This window comes from Methylocystis sp. Se48 (assembly GCF_056269425.1).
Window position 1 is genome coordinate 1 of the sequence record NZ_CM149850.1, and the last position, 18162, is coordinate 18162.

An 18162-nucleotide genomic window follows, 5' to 3' on the forward strand; every position below is an offset into this window, starting at 1 on the left:
GAGGGTCGCCATTGCGACGCCGCGTGCTCTAAAAACATCCCAAGAGAAAAGAATAGGAACAAAAACGAGAACAAAACATAAACACTTTTTGCAAAACGGCTGTCTAAACCGCCCGTAAATGTATATTAGAGATTGCTGTAAGATATTGATTTTAATGGTGCCCAGGGGCGGAATCGAACCACCGACACTGCGATTTTCAGTCGCATGCTCTACCAACTGAGCTACCTGGGCGCGCGCGAAGCGCGTGGGCAGGCTTATAGAAAGCGCGTCGCCTCTTGTCCAGCGGGGGCGCGCAACTTTTCTCCTTGGCTTGCCGGCGGCCCCCGCATCGCCTAAACCCGCCCCCGGAAAATGGAGGCGTCATGAGCGATATTCGAAGAATCGGCGCGGGTCCGCGCATGAGCAAGGCGGTCGTGCGCGGCAACGCCGTCTATACGGCGGGCCAAGTGGCGGAAAGGACCAAGGGCGGCCCGGTGGCCGATCAGACCCGCGAGATCCTCGGCCTCATCGACGAACTGCTGGCGGAAGCCGGCAGCGACAAGTCGAAAATCCTCTCGGCGACCATCTATCTGAGCGACATCTCCACTTTCGCCGAGATGAATAGCGTCTGGGACGTCTGGGTGGACAAGGAAAACCCGCCCGCTCGCGCCACCGTCGAGGCGAAACTCGTAACGGCCGACTACAAGGTCGAGATCGCCGTCATCGCCGCGAAGTGACGCCGGAGAGGGGGTTGTCCGGATCCCAGGCGTAGCGCAGCGTCTCGAAGCGCATCGCAAGGGCGTCGACGAGGAGGAGGCGACCCACGAGCCCCTCGCCGAAACCGACGATCTCGCGCACGACCTCGAGCGCCATCATCGCCCCGGCGACCCCCGCGAGCGCGCCGAGAATCCCCGCCTCCTCGCAACTCGGCACGGTCCCGGCCGGCGGCGGCTCCGGGAACAGGCAGCGATAGGTGGGGTTGGGCCTGCCGTCCGGCCCGGCCTCGAAGGGGCGCAGCGTCGTCAGCGAAGCGTCGAAGCCGCCGATCGCCGCGGTGACGAGCGGCTTCTGCTCATGAAAACAGGCGTCCGACACGAGATAGCGCGTGGCGAAATTGTCCGAGCCGTCCGCGACGAGGTCATAGCGGGCAACGAGCGCGCGGGCGTTGGCGTCCGTCAGGCGCAGCGGATGCGGTTCAACCCGCACATTCGGATTGAGCCGGGCGATGGCGTCCCTCGCGCTCTCGACCTTCGGACGGCCGACGCCGGGCGTGTCGTGGATCACCTGCCGCTGGAGGTTGGAAAGGGACACGGCGTCGTCGTCCACGACCCCGATGGCGCCCACGCCGGCGGCCGCGAGATATTGCAGGAGGGGCGCGCCGAGCCCGCCGGCGCCGACGACCAGGACTCGCGCGGCCTTCAATTTCTGCTGGCCGGGACCGCCGATTTCGCGCAGCACGAGGTGGCGGGCGTAACGTTCGATCTCCTCAGGCGTGAGGCTCATCCGGTCTCCGGCTCTTGCATTGCGCGACAGGCGCGCGATGCTGCGGCTCGCGCTGATTCGCGCGGCACAGCAGGGCGGCTCATTTCATGACCATAGCGGCTCCGCCGCCCGGTCTCCAGCCGGAGGATTACGAAGAGATCGAGGCGGCCGTCTTGGAGACGGCCCGCGGCCGCTGGTTTCTCGCCGAATATGCGCGGCGTCTGCGCAGCGCCGAGAGCGCGCGCCTGCACGCCGCGCTGGAGCGGCTGGAGAGACGGCTGGAGGCCCGGCAGGCGCCCGCGGACGCTTTCTCCGTCGCCGAGCGTCTGATGGAGCTTTCTTGGTCGCTGCGCGAGCGCGGCGTCGAGGATTTCGTATGCGGCAGGATCGAGGCGCTGGCCCGGGAATTCGACGGCGGCCGCGGCGCGCCACAGGCCGCGCCTCCCGCCGGAACTCTTTGCGACCGACCGGACCTGTTGGCGCGCCACGCCATAACGGTCGAGGCCGCCCCCGTCCAGGCGCCGCAGGCCGAGCCGCCGCGCGCCGCTACGCTGGCCCGTCTTGTTACGATCGCGCCGGAACCGCAGGCGGCTCCGGCGGCCGACCCGCGTCTCGCGCCGCTCTCATGGCTGGACCGGCTGCCGCTTGTCGACCGGCTCGCGCTTTTCTCCTGAGCCGCGCAACGCCTCCATCCCCACGCCGCCGAGCGAGGCGGCCCCGCGCGCATAGGCGATGTTGTCGAGGAACTGGCGCGCGCACGACTCCCAACTGAAGGTCAGCGCATGGGCTCGCGCCGCCTCGCGCGGAATGTCGAGGGCGGCGAGCGCGGCGGCGCGCAGATCTTCGTCGAGCGCGCCGGCGCCGCTCGCGCCCACGACGTCGAGCGGCCCGGTCACGGGAAAGGCCGCCACGGGGAGGCCGCAGGCCATGGCTTCGAGCAGCACCATGCCGAAAGTGTCGGTGCGGCTCGGAAAAACGAAGACATCGGCGGCGGCGTAGAGCGCCGCAAGCTCCGCGGGCGTCTTCACGCCGAGGAAGCGCGCCTCGGGAAAGCGCGCCTCGAGCGCCGCCCGCGCCGGTCCGTCCCCGGCCACGAGCTTCGTCCCCGGCAGGTCGAGCGCAAGAAACGCCTCGAGATTTTTCTCGACCGCCAGCCGTCCGGCGCTGAGGAAGATCGGGCGCGGAAAATCCAGCGGCGCGCGGGCCGCTGGCGAGAAGAGCGCATGGTCGACGCCGCGCGACCACCGCAGCAGTCGGCGAAACCCCCGCGCGTCGAGCTCCCGCGCGAGGCTCGGCGTCGCAACCATGACCCCGGCCCCGGCGTTGTGGAACCGCCGCAGGGCCGCGTAGGAGACGCAGAGCGGCAGGCCGGTGCGCGCCTTCACATATTCCGGGAAGCGCGTGTGAAAGCTCGTGGTGAAGCAGCGGCCGGCGCGCAAGCAGACGGCGCGCGCCGCGAGCCCGATCGGACCTTCGGTCGCGATATGCACATGGTCGTAACCGGCGTCGAGGCGGCGGCGGACCGCGCCGGGCGTGGCGAGCGCAAGGGAAATCTCCCGATACGTCGGCATCGGAAAGGAGACGAAATCCTGCGGCGTCAAAAAGTCAATCTCGGCCCCGAGCTGGCGCGCGGCGGCGGCCATGGATTCCAGCGACCGCACGACCCCATTGACCTGCGGACGCCAGGCGTCGGTCGCGACGAGTATGCGCATCAGGCGGCCGCCGCCCGCGGGGCCGGCGGCGCCGTCACCCGCCGGGACGCCGCCGCTTCGCGCTCCGCCGCCGTGGTGCGCCAGTGGAGAACCTCGAAACTGCCGTCCTCGTGTTCGGCGACCGCCGTGCAGCTTTCGACGAAATCCCCGGTGTTCACATAGAGAACGCCGTCGATCGTCCTGATCGTCGCATGGTGGATATGGCCGCAAACGACGCCGTCGACGCCCCGGCGCCGCGCTTCGTCGGCCAGCGTCTTCTCGTAGTCGCCGATGAAGTTGACGGCGTTCTTGACCTTGTATTTCGCCCAGGCCGACAACGACCAGTAGCCGACGCCGAACAGGCGGCGAGCGTGGTTGAACCAGGCGTTGACGGCGATCGCCGCGTCATAGGCCCAGTCGCCGAGATGGGCGAGCCAGCGGGCGTTGCGCACCACGATGTCGAACTGATCGCCGTGAATGACGAGCATCTTCTTTCCGGCCGCCGTCTCATGCACGGCGTGATCGACGACCTCCACGCCGCCGAAGGTCAGGCCCGTGTATTCGCGCGCGAATTCGTCGTGATTGCCGGGCACATAGATCACCCGCGCGCCCTTGCGGGCCTTTCGCAGCATTTTCTGAACGACGTCATTGTGCGCCTGCGGCCAGTGCCAGCCCTTGCGCAACTTCCAGCCGTCGACGATGTCGCCGACGAGATAGATCGTCTCCGCGTCGTTGTGCCTGAGGAAATCGAGGAGAAGCTCCGCCTGCGCGGCCCTGGCCCCGAGATGCAGGTCAGACAGGAAAATCGTCCGATACCGCCGGGGTTCGACATCCGCCGACGCGGCGGCGGGCATGTTCGCAATCGTGTTTTCGGGCATGGGTTCGAGGCCTCCCCCGTCGACGCCGCCACTGGTTTCAACAGGATTCACGTTGCAATCCGATGACAGGCGGCGTCCGGCCCGGGAGAAAAGAGCCTGTTCGTTTTTTCGAACGAATTCGGTTATTATGCCGCCCGAATCTTGATCGGGAGAGCGGGCGCCGTGGGCGTCGAGGGCAGAGACAAACAGAAGATCCTGGAAGCTGGCGCGCTGGCGCTGTCCGGCCAGCTCGGCGCGACCATCCAGCGGCTGCGCAAAGCCTATAATCTGTCGCTGTCGGAGCTCTCGCAGCAGTCGGGCGTCGCGAAGTCGATCATCAGCCAGATCGAGCGCAACGAAACCAATCCCACGCTCGCGACCATCTGGCGGCTGGCGCAGGCGCTGGACGTGTCGATCGAGCGCGTGCTCCAGACGACGGAGGACGAGCCCTTCCTCGAAAAGACGAGCAAGGCCGACACGCCGATCCTCGTATCCGACGACGGCAAATGCCGTCTCGCGATCATTGGCTGGATCAAGACGGTCGAATGGCTGCAGGCGTACGAACTCTCAGCCGATCCGGGCGGGGTTCTGGAATCCGACCCGCATCAGCGGGGCTCGGTGGAAAGCCTCTCGGTGCGCGAAGGCGAACTCGAGGTCGAGGTCGCGGGGATCAAGGAGACGGTGCGGGCGGGGGAGACCTTGCGCTACCGTTGCGACCGGCCGCACGTGATCCGCAACCTCGGCGGCGCGCAGGCGCAGGCGACCATGGTCTGCATCCTCAAGGCGGCGGTGATGGAATAGGCCGGCGATGAAGGCCGACGGCGAAGACGACGCGCAGCGGCGCCTCTCCCTGCTCACCGCCGCGCTTTACGCCATCGGCGGCGTTCAGGTCGCCTTTTTTCCCTTGTGGCTCGGCGCGCGCGGCCTCACCGGGGCGGAAATCGCGACGGTCCTCGCCGCCTGCCCGGCGATTCGCATTCTCTCCAATCTCCTCGGCGCGCGGCTCGGCGATTTGCGCGGCGACTATGCGCGGCTCATCCTGCTCTACGCCGCCGCCTCGGCCGGGATTTTCGTCGCGCTCGGTTTTGCGCGCGGCTTTTACGTCCTGCTCGCCGGCGCGATCGCGCTCTCTTTCGCCCAGGCGCCGATCTCCGTCCTCAATGACGGGCTCGTTCTGGGCGAAGCGCGCCGGCGGCGCGAGAAGGGGCTGACGCCGCTCAATTTCTCGGCCGTGCGCGGCTGGGGATCGGCCTCCGTGCTCGTCTTCATGCTGGGCAGCGGCCCGATCGCCCGCGCGACGCCCGCGGACGCGCTGATCTGGATCATGACGGCGATCGCGTTTTTCTCGACGATCGCAGGCTTCTTCCTCGTGCGCGGCTTCGAGGCGGGCCGCGCCGTGGAGAAGGAGCCGCCCGCGGCGCCGGGCGCGCCGCTCCAGCGCCCGCTGCTCGTCGCGACGATCATCGCCTGCGCGGCGATGGTTCAGGGCAGTCACGGCTTTCTCACGGTCTTCGCCTCGCTGCATTGGGCGGCGCGGGGCTTCGACGCGACGTTCATCTCTTTCGCCTGGGCGGCGGCCATGGCGGCGGAGGTCGCCTTTTTCCTCGCGGCCGGGCGCTGGTTCGGCGGCGAGACGCGAGCCGCGCCCTTCCTGATGGTCGGCGCGGCGGGCGCGATCCTGCGCTGGGCGATCTATGCGGGCGATCCGCCCGCGTGGGGCGTGGTCGCGGCGCAATTGCTCACGCCGCTCTCGGCGTCCGCGATCGCGCTCGGCGCGGCCTATCTCATCGCAGAACTGGGCGGCAAGGCCTATACGGCGCGGGTCCATGGCTGGCTCGCCGCCGCCAATGGCGCGACGCTCAGCGCGGCGCTCTACGTCTCGGGGCCGCTCGAGGCCGCCTTCGGCCAGCGCGGATATGCCGCCATGGCGGCGATGGCCGGCGTCGGGCTCGCGCTGTCCTTCGTCGTTGCGGCGGCGACGCGCGAGGGCGTCATCAAAAGAGAAGGGCAGACGGCGTCCGCCGCCTGCCCGGAACCGGAAAATACGGCCTGATGGAGCGTCAGGACAGATCGCCCATGTGCTTCTGGGCGTAGAGCTGGACGCCGAGCTGCTTGATCAGCTCCTGCTGCGTCTCGAGAAAGTCGATATGTCCTTCCTCGCTCTTGATGATGCTCTCGAAGAGCTCCATCGACACGCGGTCGTTGACGGAGTCGCAGTAGACCGCCGCCTCGATATACATGGCGCGGGCGTCGATCTCGGTGGCGAGGTCGGCGGCGATGATTTCCTCGACGGTCTGGCCGATGCGCAGCGGATCGAGAACCTGCATGTTGGGGAAGCCCTCGAGGAACAGGATCCGCGCGGCGAAGTGGTCCGCGTGACGCATTTCCTCGATCGATTCTTCACGCCACTTCTTGGCGAGCTCCTTGAAACCCCAATTGTCGAAAATGCGGTAATGCAGCCAATATTGATTGACCGCCGTTAGTTCCGCGCGCAGCCCGCGATTGAGATATTCGATGACCTTCGCGTCGCCGCGCATGTGCAATTCCTTTCCATTGTCGTGATCACGCCGCCAGACCGTCGGCGCGGCAGCTGTCACAATCGCCGCTTCCCGCGCATTCGTCCAGCCTTGACGCCGCATGCTGGTCCACGATCGCGACGATGCTGCGCACGCAGCGCCCGCATTTCGCTTCGCAGCCCATGTTGCGGAAAACCGACGCCACCGACGGCCGATCAGGGCGCGACCGCAGCGTTTCGCGCACATCGCGGTCGGAGAGGACGTTGCAGGAACAGACGATCATCGCTTCGCCTAGTTTGGAAAGATTGCAAACTACCTTTTACTTCAGTAGGTTACAACATTCCCCGAAATTTGCAACCGCGCCTTTGTCGCAGATGCGACATCGGACTGGCCGCGCGGGGCCTTCACGCAAGGGCCGTGCCGAACAGGGGTCCGGCGCGCGCCGCCCAAGACGCGAAAAAGCCGCGGCGCGACGCCGCGGCGGGTTTCTCTCCGCTTGCGCGGGGCGCCTCACCAGCCCCAGCCGCCGCCCCACGGGTTGCCGCCCCAGCCGTAACCGCCGCCCCAGCCGCCGTAGTAGCGGGGACGCCAGCCGTAGCCGCGCCAATAGCCGGGATAACCGTATCCGCCCCAATAGCGAGGCCGTCCATACCCATAACCGTAGCCGCCCCAGTAGCGGCAGCCGTAGGGGCCGCACCAGACCTTCTCGGCCCCTGCGAGCTGGCGCGCGGCGAGGCCGGGATCGGCGCCCGGCAGGGCGCGCGCCGGCAGGACGGCGAAAGCCCAGGCGCCGGCGGCGACGAGCGCGGCGAGGGAGGTTTTGACGGCGGCGTTTGTCATGGCGCATTCTCCGAACCAATTGACGCTGAGGAGAATGACGGTCTCGCCGTGAACCCGCGCTGAAGGCCTCGTTCATCGACCAGCAATGTTTCGAAAGGCGCCCCATGCCCCAGTTCGTCGGCGCGATCGATCAGGGCACGACCAGCACCCGCTTCGTGGTCATCGACGCGGCGGGCGACATCGTCGCCCTCGACCAGCGTGAACACGCGCAGATTTATCCCCGCCCCGGCTGGGTGGAGCACGACGCCCTCGAAATTCTCGACAATGCGCGCGCGGCCATGGCGGGCGCGCTCGCCAAAGCGGGGATTTCGATCCGCGATCTCGCCGCCGTGGGCGTCACGAACCAGCGCGAGACCTGTCTGCTGTGGGACCGCAGGACGGGCGCGCCGCTCCACAACGCCCTTGTCTGGATGGATGTGCGCACGCAGCCGCTGGTCGACCGTTTCTTGGCGGCAGGGGCGGGCGACATCGCGCGCATTGCGACCGGGCTGCCGCTCGCGACCTATTTCTCGGCGCTCAAACTCGTCTGGTTTTTGGAGAACATTCCCGAGGCGCGCGAAAAGGCGGCGCGCGGCGAGGCTCTCTTCGGCACGATCGACAGCTGGCTCCTCTGGAATCTGACAGGCGGACCGAAAGGCGGCCGTCATGTCACGGACGCGACGAACGCCGCGCGCACGCAGCTCATGAATCTCGTGACCCTCGCCTGGGACGAGCAGTTGCTCGCATTGTTCGGCGTCCCGCGCGCCTGCCTTCCGGAGATTCTCTCGTCGAGCGAAATCTACGGCGCGGGCGCCGGCGCGCTTGCGGGCGTCCCGGTCGCCGGCGCGCTCGGCGATCAGCACGCGGCGCTGCTCGGCCAGGCCTGTCTCCAGCCCGGCGACGCCAAGAATACCTATGGCACCGGCTGCTTCCTGCTGATGAACACCGGCGCGACGCCGCATGTCTCGACCGCCGGGCTGCTGACCACGCTCGCCTTCAAGCTCGGAGCGGCGCCGCCGGCTTATGCGCTCGAAGGCTCGGTTGCGATCGCTGGCGCGCTGGTGCAATGGCTGCGGGACAACCTCGGCCTCATCGAGAACAGCCACGAGATCGAGGCGCTGGCCCGCACGGTTCCCGACAATGGCGACGTCTATTTCGTGCCCGCTTTTTCGGGCCTTTACGCGCCGCGCTGGCGCGGCGACGCGCGCGGAATCCTCGCGGGTCTCACGCGCTTCTCCAACAAGGGCCACATCGCCCGCGCGGCGCTCGAAGCCGCCGCCTATCAGACCCGCGAGGTGATCGCGGCGATGGTCGCGGATTCGGGCGTCGCGCTCTCGGAGCTCAAGGTCGACGGCGGCATGGCGGCGAACGATCTGCTCATGCAGTTCCAGGCCGACATTCTCGACGTTCCGGTCGTGCGCCCGCGCCATCTGGAGACGACCGCGCTCGGCGCCGCTTACGCGGCGGGGCTTGCAGTCGGATTCTTCGCGAGTCTCGACGAGGTCGCCGCGCATTGGCGCGCCTCGCGCCGTTTCGCGCCCGCGATGAGGGAGGCCGAGCGCGCGCGGCTCCTCGCGTCCTGGGAGAAGGCGGTGGAGCGGTCGCTGGGCTGGACGGCGTGAGGCGTCGAGCCCATTCCCCGCCCGCTTCGGCGGAAAGCGCTCTAATCAAAATCCACCGTGAGGCCGTGCTTCGCCAACTCCTTCTCGACCGCATCGAGGATTTTCTGCAAATCCTCGATGTCGATCTCCTGATCCTGGTCGGGCGCGTCCCAATGGTCGATCTCGTCGAGCCGGACTACGAAATCCGTATCCTCGCCGGAGTCTTCGTCGGGGGCGCCGGCGTGGATCGTGAGCGTGCGGGCGCCCTGATGAACGCGGATCGCGCCCTCGGTCATCTCAACCTTGATTTTCGCCCGCGCCATATTCGCCTCTTTCAGTCGTCGAAGAGCCCGGCGAGCGCGGCGGCCTTGCGCATCAGCGTGGGCAATCCTTCCTTATCCAGATTTGTCCGCGCCGCCCAGCGGCAATCGGGCGGCGGCGTCTCGACGCTTCCGCTTCGCGCCACGAGAACCGCCGCCGTGAGCGAAAAGTGCGTGAAGACATGCGCGACGGGTTCGGCGAGCGGGCGCCAGCGCGCCGCGCAGGGCGCGAAGCGCGCCCACGCCTCGGGCGCGACGTCCTCGGTGAAGGGCGTCGCGGGAAAGGCGCTCATGCCGCCGAAAAGACCCTCCGGCGGACGGCGGCGCAGCAGCACCTCCTCGCCCCGGCGCAGGATGAAAATGGCGCCCCGCCGCCCTGGCTTTGCCGTCTTCTTCTCCTTGACGGGATAGCGCTCCTGCGCGCCCGCCCGAAAGGCGGCGCAAGCGAAGGAGAGCGGGCAGGCGGCGCAGTTCGGACGCCGCGGCGTGCAGACCGTCGCGCCCAAATCCATCAGCGCCTGTGCGAAGTCGCCCGCGCGGGCGGCGGGCAGCAGCGCCTCGGCCTTTTCGCGGACCAGGGATTTCGCCTGGCGTATCGGCGTCTCGATCGCGTAGAGCCGCGTTATGACGCGCTCCACATTGCCGTCGACCGCGGCGCATGGCGCATCATAGGCGATGGCCGCCACGGCCGCCGCCGTATAGGGGCCGACGCCGGGGAGCGCGCGCAACTCGCTCTCGCGCGCCGGAAAACGGCCGCCGAAGTCGCGCGCGATTCTCTGCGCGCAGGCGTGGAGATTGCGCGCCCGGGCGTAATAGCCGAGCCCAGCCCATTCGGCGAGAACCGCGTCGAGCGGCGCCGCCGCCAGCGCCTCGACAGTCGGCCAGCGCGCGAGAAAGCGCTCGAAATAGCCCCTCACCGTCGCGACGGTCGTCTGCTGGAGCATGATCTCGGAGAGCCAGACGGCGTAAGGATCCGCCCGCACGCCCGGCGGCGCGCGCCAGGGCAGGTCGCGGCGATGCGCGTCGTACCAGGCGAGAAGCGCGGAGGCGCGCTTTCGCCGCTGTGCCGTAGGCTCTATCATGCGCGGGGAGCTTTAGGGCGCGCGGGCGCGCGCAGGCAAGGCAGGAGAGAGCGCCATGGGCTTTTCTGGCGTTTCGCCGCGGACGAAAGGCGTTTTTGCGCGGCCCCTCGCCGAATATGCGCTGCGCCAGATCGACCCGCTGGTCGCCAAACAGGGCTTCGGCGAGGCCTCGCTGCTGATGCGCTGGCGGGAGATCGTGGGCGCCCGCATCGCTGACATTTGCGCGCCGGAAAAGCTGCAATGGCCGCCGCGCGCCCGAAGGGCCGCGCCCGAAAAGCCGCAGGAGCCCGCGACGCTGATTCTGCGCGTCGAGCCCGGCTTCGGCCTCGAGATCCAGCATATGGCGCCGGCGATCGTCGAGCGCGTCAACGCGCATCTGGGCTGGCGTTGCGTTTCCCGCGTGACCTTGCGGCAGCTGCCGCTGACGCGGCGGGAAGAGCGGAAGGCCCCGCGCCCGCCGCGCGTCGATCCCGAGACCCACGCCCGCGCCGAAGCGGCGACCGAAGGCGTCGCCGAGGTATCGCTGCGGGCGGCGCTGGTGCGGCTCGGCGAAAACGCCCTCGCGCCGCGCCCGAAACGCCCGTGAGCGCGCCCGCGTCGCATCGTCTTTCGGGAACGCTTGCAATCCTTCGCGCATGCGAATAATTTCGCCGCGCTTTGGGCCGCCATAGCTCAGTTGGTTAGAGCACCAGATTGTGGATCTGGGGGTCCCCCGTTCGAGCCGGGGTGGCGGTACCATTCATGCGTTGTCGCCGTTGCGCCGTCAGGGTGGGCGCCCCCTGCTTCATCTCTTTTCCGGGTCGATTGACGAATGCGCGCGTCCTCCACGTCGGCGAGACGCCCGCCTGTCGTCTTTCCACTCGACGCGATCGCCCCGGACGCAGATCGGCGAGATCGAAATTTGCAAAGACCGGCGTGAAAGGGCCCGATCGCGCTTCTCGGGCGCCGCCGCAGCCTTCGGTTGTCGGGTCTGGGAACCGGTCGAGGTTTTCCTGGGCGCGCCGCATTTCTCATGCGGCGCAGCGCGACATCCCCTTTTGGACAACTTGGCGCCATCTTTCGATTATGGTTAATTTTCTCTCAACGGTTGCACAGCTGTTGCTGAACAATACCCCGGTGGCGGGAAAAGGAGCCTGAGGCGGAACGTCGGCTCCCGGAGGGGCGACCATGAAACGCAATCGCCAAGATGCTTTTCGAGTTTGCGCCCTGCTGTTCGCGGCGGAAGTCGGGTTCGCGCCGTGTCGAACGCTAGCCCAAACAATGAGCGACGTTCTGCGCCTCGGACAGGAAGCCTCGAAACTCCAGGAGGAGGGCCGTCTACAGGACGCCGAGGCGGCGCTGAAGCAGTCCGTCGCGATCAGCGAACAGGCCCTCGGACCTCGGCATCTCTATATCGCGACCCAACTGAGCAATCTCGCGGCGTTCTACCGGGCGCATGGCGATCCCGCCGAGGCCGAAAGCCTCCTCTTGCGGGCGCTGGAAATTCGACAACGGCTTCTCGGCCCGAACCATCCGGACATCGCGAAGAATCAGAAAGCCCTCGCCCGGCTGAGGGAGGCGGCGGAGGACGGCGCGGCGCGCGCCGCAAACGCCAACCCGGAACAGCTGATCCGCGGGGCGAAGCCGATTCTGGCCGACACGCGCTTCATCGGCGGTCGGTGAGGCGGCTTCCGGCGCACGCCATTTTCGATAGTCGACGCGACTTGTTGCCATTCGTTAAGCAATCGTTAAAGCTATCGCGACGTTTCGGTTGCGTTTCAGGAGAGTGGTCCGTGCACAGGAATTTTCTCGCTTCGTGGGGCCTCGCCGCCGGGACAGTCTGCGTGTCGTCCGCCGCCTTTGCTTACATGGCGGCCATGCCGGTTCCCATTCCCGCGGCCTTCGAACGGCCGATGAGCCCCTATGCGGCCTGCGCCGCCGAGGCGCAGGAGCGGTTTCTTTCGGGCGCGGCCTATGACAGCTTCGTGCGCAAGTGCGGACAGGCGGGGGCGGAAAATCTCTGCAAGGACATCGCGGCCGCCAGAAAAATTCCCGGAAAGGCGCGCACGGCCTTCGCCAGAAAATGCGTGGCGGAAATCGAGGAGGCCGAGCGCTGAGCGCGCGCGGCTCTCTCGGTCCTCATCGGCGGCCTTGCCCGCCGCCGCCCACGAGGCTCGCCAGAAGAACTGAAACGACTCCCGTGATGAATATGCCGTCGAAAGTGCCGGCGCCGCCGATGGACAGGACCGGCGTGCCGAGGCCGTGAAACTTGTCCCAGTTGAGCAGATCGGCGCCGATCAAAACGCCGAGGCTGCCGCCGGCGTAAGCGAGCGGCGCGGCGTTGCGCCAGGAGACGGCGAGCGCGGCGAGCGTCGCGGCGAGCGGGGGCACGAAGACGGGGAGCGCGATGCCGACGCCCCGCACCGGCTCGGCGAGCGCGTGACAAACGGCCGACACGAGGACGGTCGCGACGAGTCCCCTGCCCCAGATCGCGTTTTTCGACAGGAGATAGAGCGACAGCGCCGTCGGAATGAGCGCGCCGCCGACATTGACCGCGAGCACCACGCCGCCCGCAGAGACGATCTTGGGCACGACATAGGGCACGCCGAAATAGACGATGATTTTTTCCGTCACCACGGGTTCGGCCCCGAGCACGGCGATCGGAATGTTGACGTAGCTCCCGAGAAGCGAGGCGAACAGCAGAAAGACCGCCGCCCCTGGACTGACGCCGAGCTGAAGATAGGCGTAACGCAAGACGCGCAGCTGAACGAGAATCAGCAAGGCCGCGAGCGCGCCCGCGAGCAGATAATAGACGGGCGGCGCAAAGGGCAGATAATTCGTATCGCCGATTTGCATGGCGCGTTTTCCTCCCCGGGCAGGGTTACAAGTCCGGCCCCGCATTGAAATATAAGGCGGGGTGCGCCCCGGCGCGCCTGTGGCGCAATCCTTCAACGAGAGTTCGCCCGACCGTGCCGCGCCATTTCGATCCCGCGCTCGTCAATGATCCCTTCGACGACCCCGGTCTTTATGTCGATCTCATCTTCGAGAAGCGCGCCCTGCTGTTCGATCTCGGCGACCTCGGGCGGCTCGCGCCGCGCAAGCTGCTGCGCGTCAGCGACGTCTTCGTCACCCATCGACACATGGATCATTTCGTGGGATTTGACCAGTTCCTGCGGCGCACGCTCGGTCGCGAGAAGACCGTGAGCGTCTATGGCCCGCCCGGCATGATCGACGCGGTCGAACACCAGTTGCGCGCCTACTCGTGGAACCTCATCGCGGATTTCGAGGAGAGCCTCACTTTCCGCGTGACGGAAATGGAGGCCGACGGCCGATCGACCTGCGCGCAATTTTCCGGGCGGCGGCGTTTCGCGCGCGGCGCGGAAGTCGCGCGCCAATGCGCGCGCGGCTGTCTGCTCGAGGAGCCCGGGTTCCGCGTCCGCGCGACGACGCTCGATCACGGCCTTCCGGTCCTCGCCTTCGCGCTGGAGGAGCGCGCCCGGATCAATATCTGGCGCGAAAAGGTCGACGCCATGGGGCTCGCCGTCGGACCCTGGCTCTCGGGGTTCAAGGACGCAATCCTGCGCGGCGCCGACGAGGCGACGCCGATCCCGGTCGCATGGCGCGAGCCGGGACACGCCGGCCCCGCCGCGCTTCCGCTCGGCCGGCTGAAAAACGAGATCATGAAAATCACGGGGGGACGGAAAATCGCTTATGTCGCGGATTGCGCCTTCACAGACGCGAATTGCGAGAACGTCCGAAGCCTCGCGGAAGGCGCCGACATCCTCTTCATCGAGGCGGGATTCCTGCATCAGGATGCGGCGGCCGCCGCCGCGCGGCGTCATCTGACCGCGCGTCAGGCGGGGCTGATCGGACGGCTCGCCGGCGTGAAGCGCCTCGCGCCGTTTCACTTCTCGCCCCGCTACAAAGGACAGGGGCAACTGCTGGAACAGGAAGCGCGCGAAGCCTTTCTGCGCGGCTGACCGCGCCGCGGCTCAGCGCGACGCCTTCGCGTCGAAATCGAAAATCTCCTTCGTGTAGGTCTCATGCACCTCGGAGAAGGGAGTCTGATCGGCGCCGTAAAGAATGGCGCGATGTTCGAATATCTCGTGCGGAATCGCGACCTCGCCCTGGCCCTTCCCCGCATCCGTCTCCGGCGCGCGCAATTCCCATCCCTCCGGCAAGGGCGACCAGCGCGTCTTCGTCTCGAAAGTCCGGCGGAAGGGCTGCAAGGCCTGTACGGCCTTCCCGAAAGGCGTGTCCGTCGTCTCGAGAAGGCGATTCATCTCCGGAGACAGGCGGCCCGGCACATACCAATTGTCGGCCTCGGAGAGCACATGGTCGCCGCAGGACAGTTCGACGCGGCGATATTTGATCTCCCCGGGCGATTCGACCCGCAGCCGTTGACGAGTCTCCTCGCTCGCGGCTTTCTGCGCGCCGGAGACGAGCCGCGCGACGATTTTCGGCGCCGCGGACATTTTGTGCGACGCGCACCAGTTCTCGAGCGTCGCGGTCGCGCTGCGGCTCGCGAGCAGCGAGGCGTTCAGCGTCTGCATCAGCGCAAGGAGTTCGACGCGGGACAAAAAGGCGTCGGGCCAGACCGCGCGCTGCTCTGCCGCTGCGGGAAACGATCCCGGCAAGAACGCGAACGCCGCGACGATCGCTCCAATATGGCCCGTCTTTCTGGACATTTTCCGTTCCGCTCCCTCTATGTCGCCGGACGTTTTCTCGGCCGGCCTACATGGTCATCCAGGCGTTGTAGGACGCCACATGCTCCAGCGCGCCGAAGGTCATCACGACATTCAGGACTTCCGTCAGCAGCGCGACGGCGACGCCGCCGAAGACCCCCAGACCGAAGAAGGTTTTCATGGCCTGTTCCCTTCCGTTTGCGACGGGACGTTACGGCCTTCTCCGCGCCGCCGATGCGCCCCGGCGCACAGCGCGGACCCGCCGCAAGGCGCGGCCGCGCGCTCAAGCGCCTTCCGCAAAAATCGACAGACTTGTGCAAGCGGGAAGCGACCTAGCGATGGTAGAGGCCCGTGAAGGTCACTCCCATGCCGCCGCAGTTTCCATTGTCTTCGACGAGAAGGAACCGGTCGATCCGGCTCATGCGAACGGCGCACTCGCCTTCTTCCGCCCTTTCGTAAGGCTTCGCCCCGCCGTCGACGAAGGCGAGCGGAGCGCGCGGCGCGAGCTTCGACGCAGAGAAGGAGCCGGAGCGGACGTTCTCGCGCGTGACCGCATAGGTCGCCTCGCCCTTGATCGAAAGAAATCCCTCCTTCTCGCGCGCAATCGAAATATCGGCCTGCATCGCTCCGCGGCGGCTGCGCCATTTTCCGAGCCATTCGCCGAGCAGCGGCGCGGCGATCGGCGCGCGGCGCTCGAGCGCCGTGGAAGCGATCCAGCCGTTCGTCTCCGCGTCGGCGGCGTTCACATAGGACACGCAGGCGAAGGCGCCGGCGCTTCGCCCGACGAGAACCACGTCTCCCGGCCGCAGATAGGCCGACCGTTCGCAGGCGGGCGTCGCCGCAGGGCAGTTCTTCTCGTCCGTCTGATTTTTGAGGAAATGAACTTCGCGCTGGGGCGAAATGATCTTCGCGACGGCGACCGGCTTTCCTTTTTCATAATCCAGAGAGGAACAGTCGACCGGCTGTTCTTCCGCGCGGACGGACGCCGCCGTCAACGACATCAACGCCGCCACCGCCGCGCGATTTCTGCACATATGCCTCGCCCCTCGAGCAAATCGCTGCCAGAATGGCCGAGGCGCGACGATCGGGCAAGCGGCGTCTTCCCGACGGGATCAGCGGCTCGCGTCGGACCCGAGAAACAGCGACAGTTGGCCCCCGCGCGGCATTTCGCAGCGCCGCACGACTTCATCGGCCGCGCGACGCGCCGCCGGTTGCCCCGTGACGAGCATCATGCCTCCTCCGGCCAGGACCGAAAAGAGGATCGAATAAATAACCGCATTCGAGACCTGGGGACGGATCATGGGTCCACGTTGGGCGACCGGGCCGCCCGTGGCAACCCACCACATTGACGCACCCGTGCGGCGCATTCGCGCGCTGGCGCGAGATGTGCATAGAACGCGACCCCCGCGCCGGGCGATTCGAGCGAGGAGGCAACTCATGGCGGCAAGATCGAACATCGGCGATCAGGCTCCCGCGAACGCGGAGCCGGCGGCGGCCAAGCTGAAGGGCCGGAACGCGCAAACCTCTGGCGTCGCGGCCATTGCCTCGGAGGCGGACGCGGTCTGGCGGCGCAAGCGACGGGCGGCCTGTCAGATCGATCTCGAGCGCCGCGCCCGCTTTTCGCGCATCGAGCCTCTTTGACCGCCGGGCCTGCGGCGCCTGACTCGTGAGCGCTGCGCGGCCATTTTCTGGGCGCCTGCGGACGCGCTCAATCCAGGATCGCCGTCTCCAGATGCTCGGGCGCGCGGCAGGGCCAGCCGAGTTCGTCCTGAATTCGGCGCCTGAGCGCGTCGGATGCGGCCGGCTCGCCATGCGTGATGAACGTCATGCGCGGCGGACGGCCGAAATTGCGCAGCCAGCGCATGATTTCGTCAGCGTCGGCGTGCGCCGACAGCATGTCGAGATTCTCGACCTCCGCTTCGATCGGCACATATTCGCCGTGCATCTTGACGTTTTTCGCGCCCGCGACCATCGCCGCGCCGCGCGTTCCGGCGGCCTGGAAGCCCGCGAAGAGAATCGTGTTGCGCGGATCCGGCCCGAATTTCTTCAGGTGGTGGAGCACGCGCCCGCCCGTCGCCATGCCGCTGGCGGAGATGATGATCTTCGGCCGGCTGTCCTCGTTCAGCGCCTTGGATTCCTCCACCGTCTCGACATGTTTCGCGACCGACACCGCGCGCCGGCGCTCTTCGTCCGTCAGGCGTTGCCGTTCGTCGGTATGCCGGCAGAACATGTCGCTCGCTTCGATGGCCATCGGACTGTTGAGATAGATCGGCGCCTGGCCGAGACGCCCCGACGATTTCAACCGCTCCAGATAGTAGAGCAGCGTCTGCGCGCGGCCGACGGCGAAGGCTGGAATGACGACCGTTCCGCCGCGCGCGATCGTGCGCTCGATGACGCTGCCGAGCGCCTCCTCGGGAGCGCGGCGCTGATGGGCGCGGTCGCCGTAGGTCGATTCGACGACGAGATAATGCGCGTCTGCGACAGGCTCGGGCGCAATCATCGTCGGATCGTCGTAGCGGCCGAGATCGCCGGAGAAGACGATCTTTCTGCCCTTCCAGTTCAGTTCGACGGACGCCGCGCCCAGAATGTGTCCCGCGCGTCGCAGACGCAGCGTCGGGCCCTCGCGCAGCTCATGGCGGCGATCGAACGCGAGCGACGAAAAGAGCCGCAAGGCGCGTTTCGCGTCGGTCGAATCATAAAGGGGCAACGCCGGCTTGTGCTTGGAGAAGCCGCGGCGATTGGCGTAATCGGCGTCCTGCTCCTGAATGCGCGCCGCGTCGGGAAGAAGGATCGTGCAAAGATCGCGCGTTCCTTTCGAACAATAGATCGGACCGTCGAAGCCGTCGCGCACGAGCGCCGGCGCATAGCCGGAATGATCGAGATGCGCGTGAGTCAAAATCACCGCGGAAATGCTCTTCGGCTTTGCCGGAAACGGCGCCCAGTTGCGCAGGCGCAGATTCTTGAGGCCTTGAAACAGCCCGCAATCGACGAGAATGCGCTCGCCCTTGCTCTCGAGAAGATAACGCGAGCCCGTGACCGTGCCGGCGGCCCCGAGGAAATGAAGCTTCATCGCCGCACTTCCATTTTTGCGCGAGACGAAGGGGATCGCGGCCGCAAACGAAGGCGCGCGCGCGGGGAAGGACTGGCGTCG

23 protein-coding genes and 2 tRNA genes are annotated in these 18162 nt (G+C 67.2%); 11 read left to right on the forward strand and 14 right to left on the reverse strand.

The window, feature by feature from the left end:
- Positions 1 to 155: 155 nt before the first annotated feature.
- Positions 156 to 231, reverse strand: a tRNA-Phe gene (locus tag ACV959_RS00005).
- Between the two features lie 131 nt (positions 232 to 362).
- On the opposite strand from ACV959_RS00005, the gene ACV959_RS00010 reads away from it, so the two are divergent.
- Entirely contained in the window at positions 363 to 716 is a 354-nt protein-coding gene (locus tag ACV959_RS00010) for a RidA family protein (RefSeq protein ID WP_475737888.1), read from the forward strand.
- On the opposite strand, the gene ACV959_RS00015 is transcribed toward ACV959_RS00010, so the two are convergent.
- Positions 700 to 1482: a HesA/MoeB/ThiF family protein gene (locus ACV959_RS00015; protein WP_475737889.1), complete on the reverse strand. Its 783-nt coding sequence runs from the start codon at positions 1480 to 1482 to the stop codon at positions 700 to 702. The genes ACV959_RS00010 and ACV959_RS00015 overlap by 17 nt on opposite strands.
- Positions 1483 to 1568: 86 nt before the next feature.
- Between ACV959_RS00015 and ACV959_RS00020 the strand changes: the two genes are divergently transcribed.
- A complete protein-coding gene (locus tag ACV959_RS00020) occupies positions 1569 to 2135 on the forward strand; it encodes a hypothetical protein (protein ID WP_475737890.1) in 567 nt (188 codons plus the stop codon).
- Here ACV959_RS00020 and ACV959_RS00025 read toward each other — a convergent pair.
- Positions 2085 to 3173 carry a glycosyltransferase family 4 protein gene (locus ACV959_RS00025; RefSeq protein WP_475737891.1) on the reverse strand — a complete coding sequence of 363 codons (1089 nt, stop codon included), beginning with the start codon at positions 3171 to 3173 and terminating at the stop codon, positions 2085 to 2087. The two genes, ACV959_RS00020 and ACV959_RS00025, sit on opposite strands and share 51 nt — an antisense overlap.
- Positions 3173 to 4030, reverse strand: coding sequence for a UDP-2,3-diacylglucosamine diphosphatase (locus ACV959_RS00030; protein WP_475737892.1), 858 nt, complete (start codon positions 4028 to 4030; stop codon positions 3173 to 3175). Before ACV959_RS00030 ends, ACV959_RS00025 begins: the two co-directional genes overlap by 1 nt.
- A 162-nt stretch (positions 4031 to 4192) precedes the next feature.
- On the opposite strand from ACV959_RS00030, the gene ACV959_RS00035 reads away from it, so the two are divergent.
- Together ACV959_RS00035 and ACV959_RS00040 are read left to right on the forward strand one after the other, a co-directional pair.
- Positions 4193 to 4810, forward strand: a complete 618-nt coding sequence (locus ACV959_RS00035; protein WP_475737893.1) for a helix-turn-helix domain-containing protein — start codon at positions 4193 to 4195, stop codon at positions 4808 to 4810.
- 7 nt (positions 4811 to 4817) lie between these two features.
- Positions 4818 to 6062, forward strand: a complete 1245-nt coding sequence (locus tag ACV959_RS00040) for an MFS transporter (RefSeq protein WP_475737894.1) — start codon at positions 4818 to 4820, stop codon at positions 6060 to 6062.
- 7 nt (positions 6063 to 6069) lie between these two features.
- On the opposite strand, the gene bfr is transcribed toward ACV959_RS00040, so the two are convergent.
- The 3 genes from bfr to ACV959_RS00055 form a co-directional block, all read right to left on the reverse strand.
- A complete protein-coding gene (bfr, locus tag ACV959_RS00045) occupies positions 6070 to 6546 on the reverse strand; it encodes a bacterioferritin (RefSeq protein WP_475737895.1) in 477 nt (158 codons plus the stop codon).
- Between the two features lie 25 nt (positions 6547 to 6571).
- Positions 6572 to 6808 carry a (2Fe-2S)-binding protein gene (locus ACV959_RS00050; protein WP_475737896.1) on the reverse strand — a complete coding sequence of 79 codons (237 nt, stop codon included), beginning with the start codon at positions 6806 to 6808 and terminating at the stop codon, positions 6572 to 6574.
- Between the two features lie 227 nt (positions 6809 to 7035).
- Positions 7036 to 7365: a hypothetical protein gene (locus tag ACV959_RS00055; RefSeq protein ID WP_475737897.1), complete on the reverse strand. Its 330-nt coding sequence runs from the start codon at positions 7363 to 7365 to the stop codon at positions 7036 to 7038.
- A 104-nt stretch (positions 7366 to 7469) separates the two neighbouring features.
- On the opposite strand from ACV959_RS00055, the gene glpK reads away from it, so the two are divergent.
- Positions 7470 to 8966 (forward strand): glycerol kinase GlpK, encoded by a 1497-nt coding sequence (glpK, locus tag ACV959_RS00060; RefSeq protein WP_475737898.1) that lies wholly within the window; start codon positions 7470 to 7472, stop codon positions 8964 to 8966.
- 41 nt (positions 8967 to 9007) lie between these two features.
- On the opposite strand, the gene ACV959_RS00065 is transcribed toward glpK, so the two are convergent.
- Together ACV959_RS00065 and mutY are read right to left on the reverse strand one after the other, a co-directional pair.
- Positions 9008 to 9268: an Imm74 family immunity protein gene (locus ACV959_RS00065; RefSeq protein ID WP_475737899.1), complete on the reverse strand. Its 261-nt coding sequence runs from the start codon at positions 9266 to 9268 to the stop codon at positions 9008 to 9010.
- Positions 9269 to 9279: 11 nt separating this feature from the next.
- Complete coding sequence (gene mutY / locus ACV959_RS00070) at positions 9280 to 10347, reverse strand: A/G-specific adenine glycosylase (protein WP_475737900.1); 1068 nt, start codon at positions 10345 to 10347, stop codon at positions 9280 to 9282.
- 55 nt (positions 10348 to 10402) lie between these two features.
- Here mutY and ACV959_RS00075 point away from each other — a divergent pair, with 55 nt between their 5' ends.
- The 4 genes from ACV959_RS00075 (at position 10403) to ACV959_RS00090 (ending at position 12443) form a co-directional block, all read left to right on the forward strand.
- The gene (locus ACV959_RS00075) at positions 10403 to 10933 is read left to right on the forward strand and encodes a DUF721 domain-containing protein (RefSeq protein WP_475737901.1); all 531 of its coding nucleotides are present in this window, start codon (positions 10403 to 10405) and stop codon (positions 10931 to 10933) included.
- Positions 10934 to 11008: 75 nt separating this feature from the next.
- A tRNA-His gene (locus ACV959_RS00080) sits at positions 11009 to 11085 on the forward strand.
- Positions 11086 to 11607: 522 nt separating this feature from the next.
- Entirely contained in the window at positions 11608 to 12009 is a 402-nt protein-coding gene (locus ACV959_RS00085; protein WP_475737902.1) for a tetratricopeptide repeat protein, read from the forward strand.
- A gap of 110 nt (positions 12010 to 12119) precedes the next feature.
- Positions 12120 to 12443 carry a hypothetical protein gene (locus tag ACV959_RS00090; protein ID WP_475737903.1) on the forward strand — a complete coding sequence of 108 codons (324 nt, stop codon included), beginning with the start codon at positions 12120 to 12122 and terminating at the stop codon, positions 12441 to 12443.
- Positions 12444 to 12465: 22 nt separating this feature from the next.
- Here the strand turns inward: ACV959_RS00090 and ACV959_RS00095 are convergent, their stop codons facing one another.
- Positions 12466 to 13182 (reverse strand): DUF1614 domain-containing protein, encoded by a 717-nt coding sequence (locus tag ACV959_RS00095; protein WP_475737904.1) that lies wholly within the window; start codon positions 13180 to 13182, stop codon positions 12466 to 12468.
- A gap of 113 nt (positions 13183 to 13295) precedes the next feature.
- Between ACV959_RS00095 and ACV959_RS00100 the strand changes: the two genes are divergently transcribed.
- Positions 13296 to 14306 (forward strand): ribonuclease Z, encoded by a 1011-nt coding sequence (locus tag ACV959_RS00100; RefSeq protein ID WP_475737905.1) that lies wholly within the window; start codon positions 13296 to 13298, stop codon positions 14304 to 14306.
- Between the two features lie 12 nt (positions 14307 to 14318).
- Here the strand turns inward: ACV959_RS00100 and ACV959_RS00105 are convergent, their stop codons facing one another.
- The 3 genes from ACV959_RS00105 to ACV959_RS00115 form a co-directional block, all read right to left on the reverse strand.
- A complete protein-coding gene (locus tag ACV959_RS00105; protein WP_475737906.1) occupies positions 14319 to 15014 on the reverse strand; it encodes a hypothetical protein in 696 nt (231 codons plus the stop codon).
- 46 nt (positions 15015 to 15060) lie between these two features.
- Positions 15061 to 15192, reverse strand: coding sequence for a hypothetical protein (locus ACV959_RS00110; protein ID WP_475737907.1), 132 nt, complete (start codon positions 15190 to 15192; stop codon positions 15061 to 15063).
- A 151-nt stretch (positions 15193 to 15343) separates the two neighbouring features.
- Positions 15344 to 16045, reverse strand: coding sequence for a hypothetical protein (locus tag ACV959_RS00115; RefSeq protein ID WP_475737908.1), 702 nt, complete (start codon positions 16043 to 16045; stop codon positions 15344 to 15346).
- Between the two features lie 403 nt (positions 16046 to 16448).
- On the opposite strand from ACV959_RS00115, the gene ACV959_RS00120 reads away from it, so the two are divergent.
- Positions 16449 to 16652: a hypothetical protein gene (locus ACV959_RS00120; RefSeq protein ID WP_475737909.1), complete on the forward strand. Its 204-nt coding sequence runs from the start codon at positions 16449 to 16451 to the stop codon at positions 16650 to 16652.
- Positions 16653 to 16719: 67 nt separating this feature from the next.
- On the opposite strand, the gene ACV959_RS00125 is transcribed toward ACV959_RS00120, so the two are convergent.
- Entirely contained in the window at positions 16720 to 18081 is a 1362-nt protein-coding gene (locus ACV959_RS00125; RefSeq protein ID WP_475737910.1) for an MBL fold metallo-hydrolase RNA specificity domain-containing protein, read from the reverse strand.
- Positions 18082 to 18162: the final 81 nt, after the last annotated feature.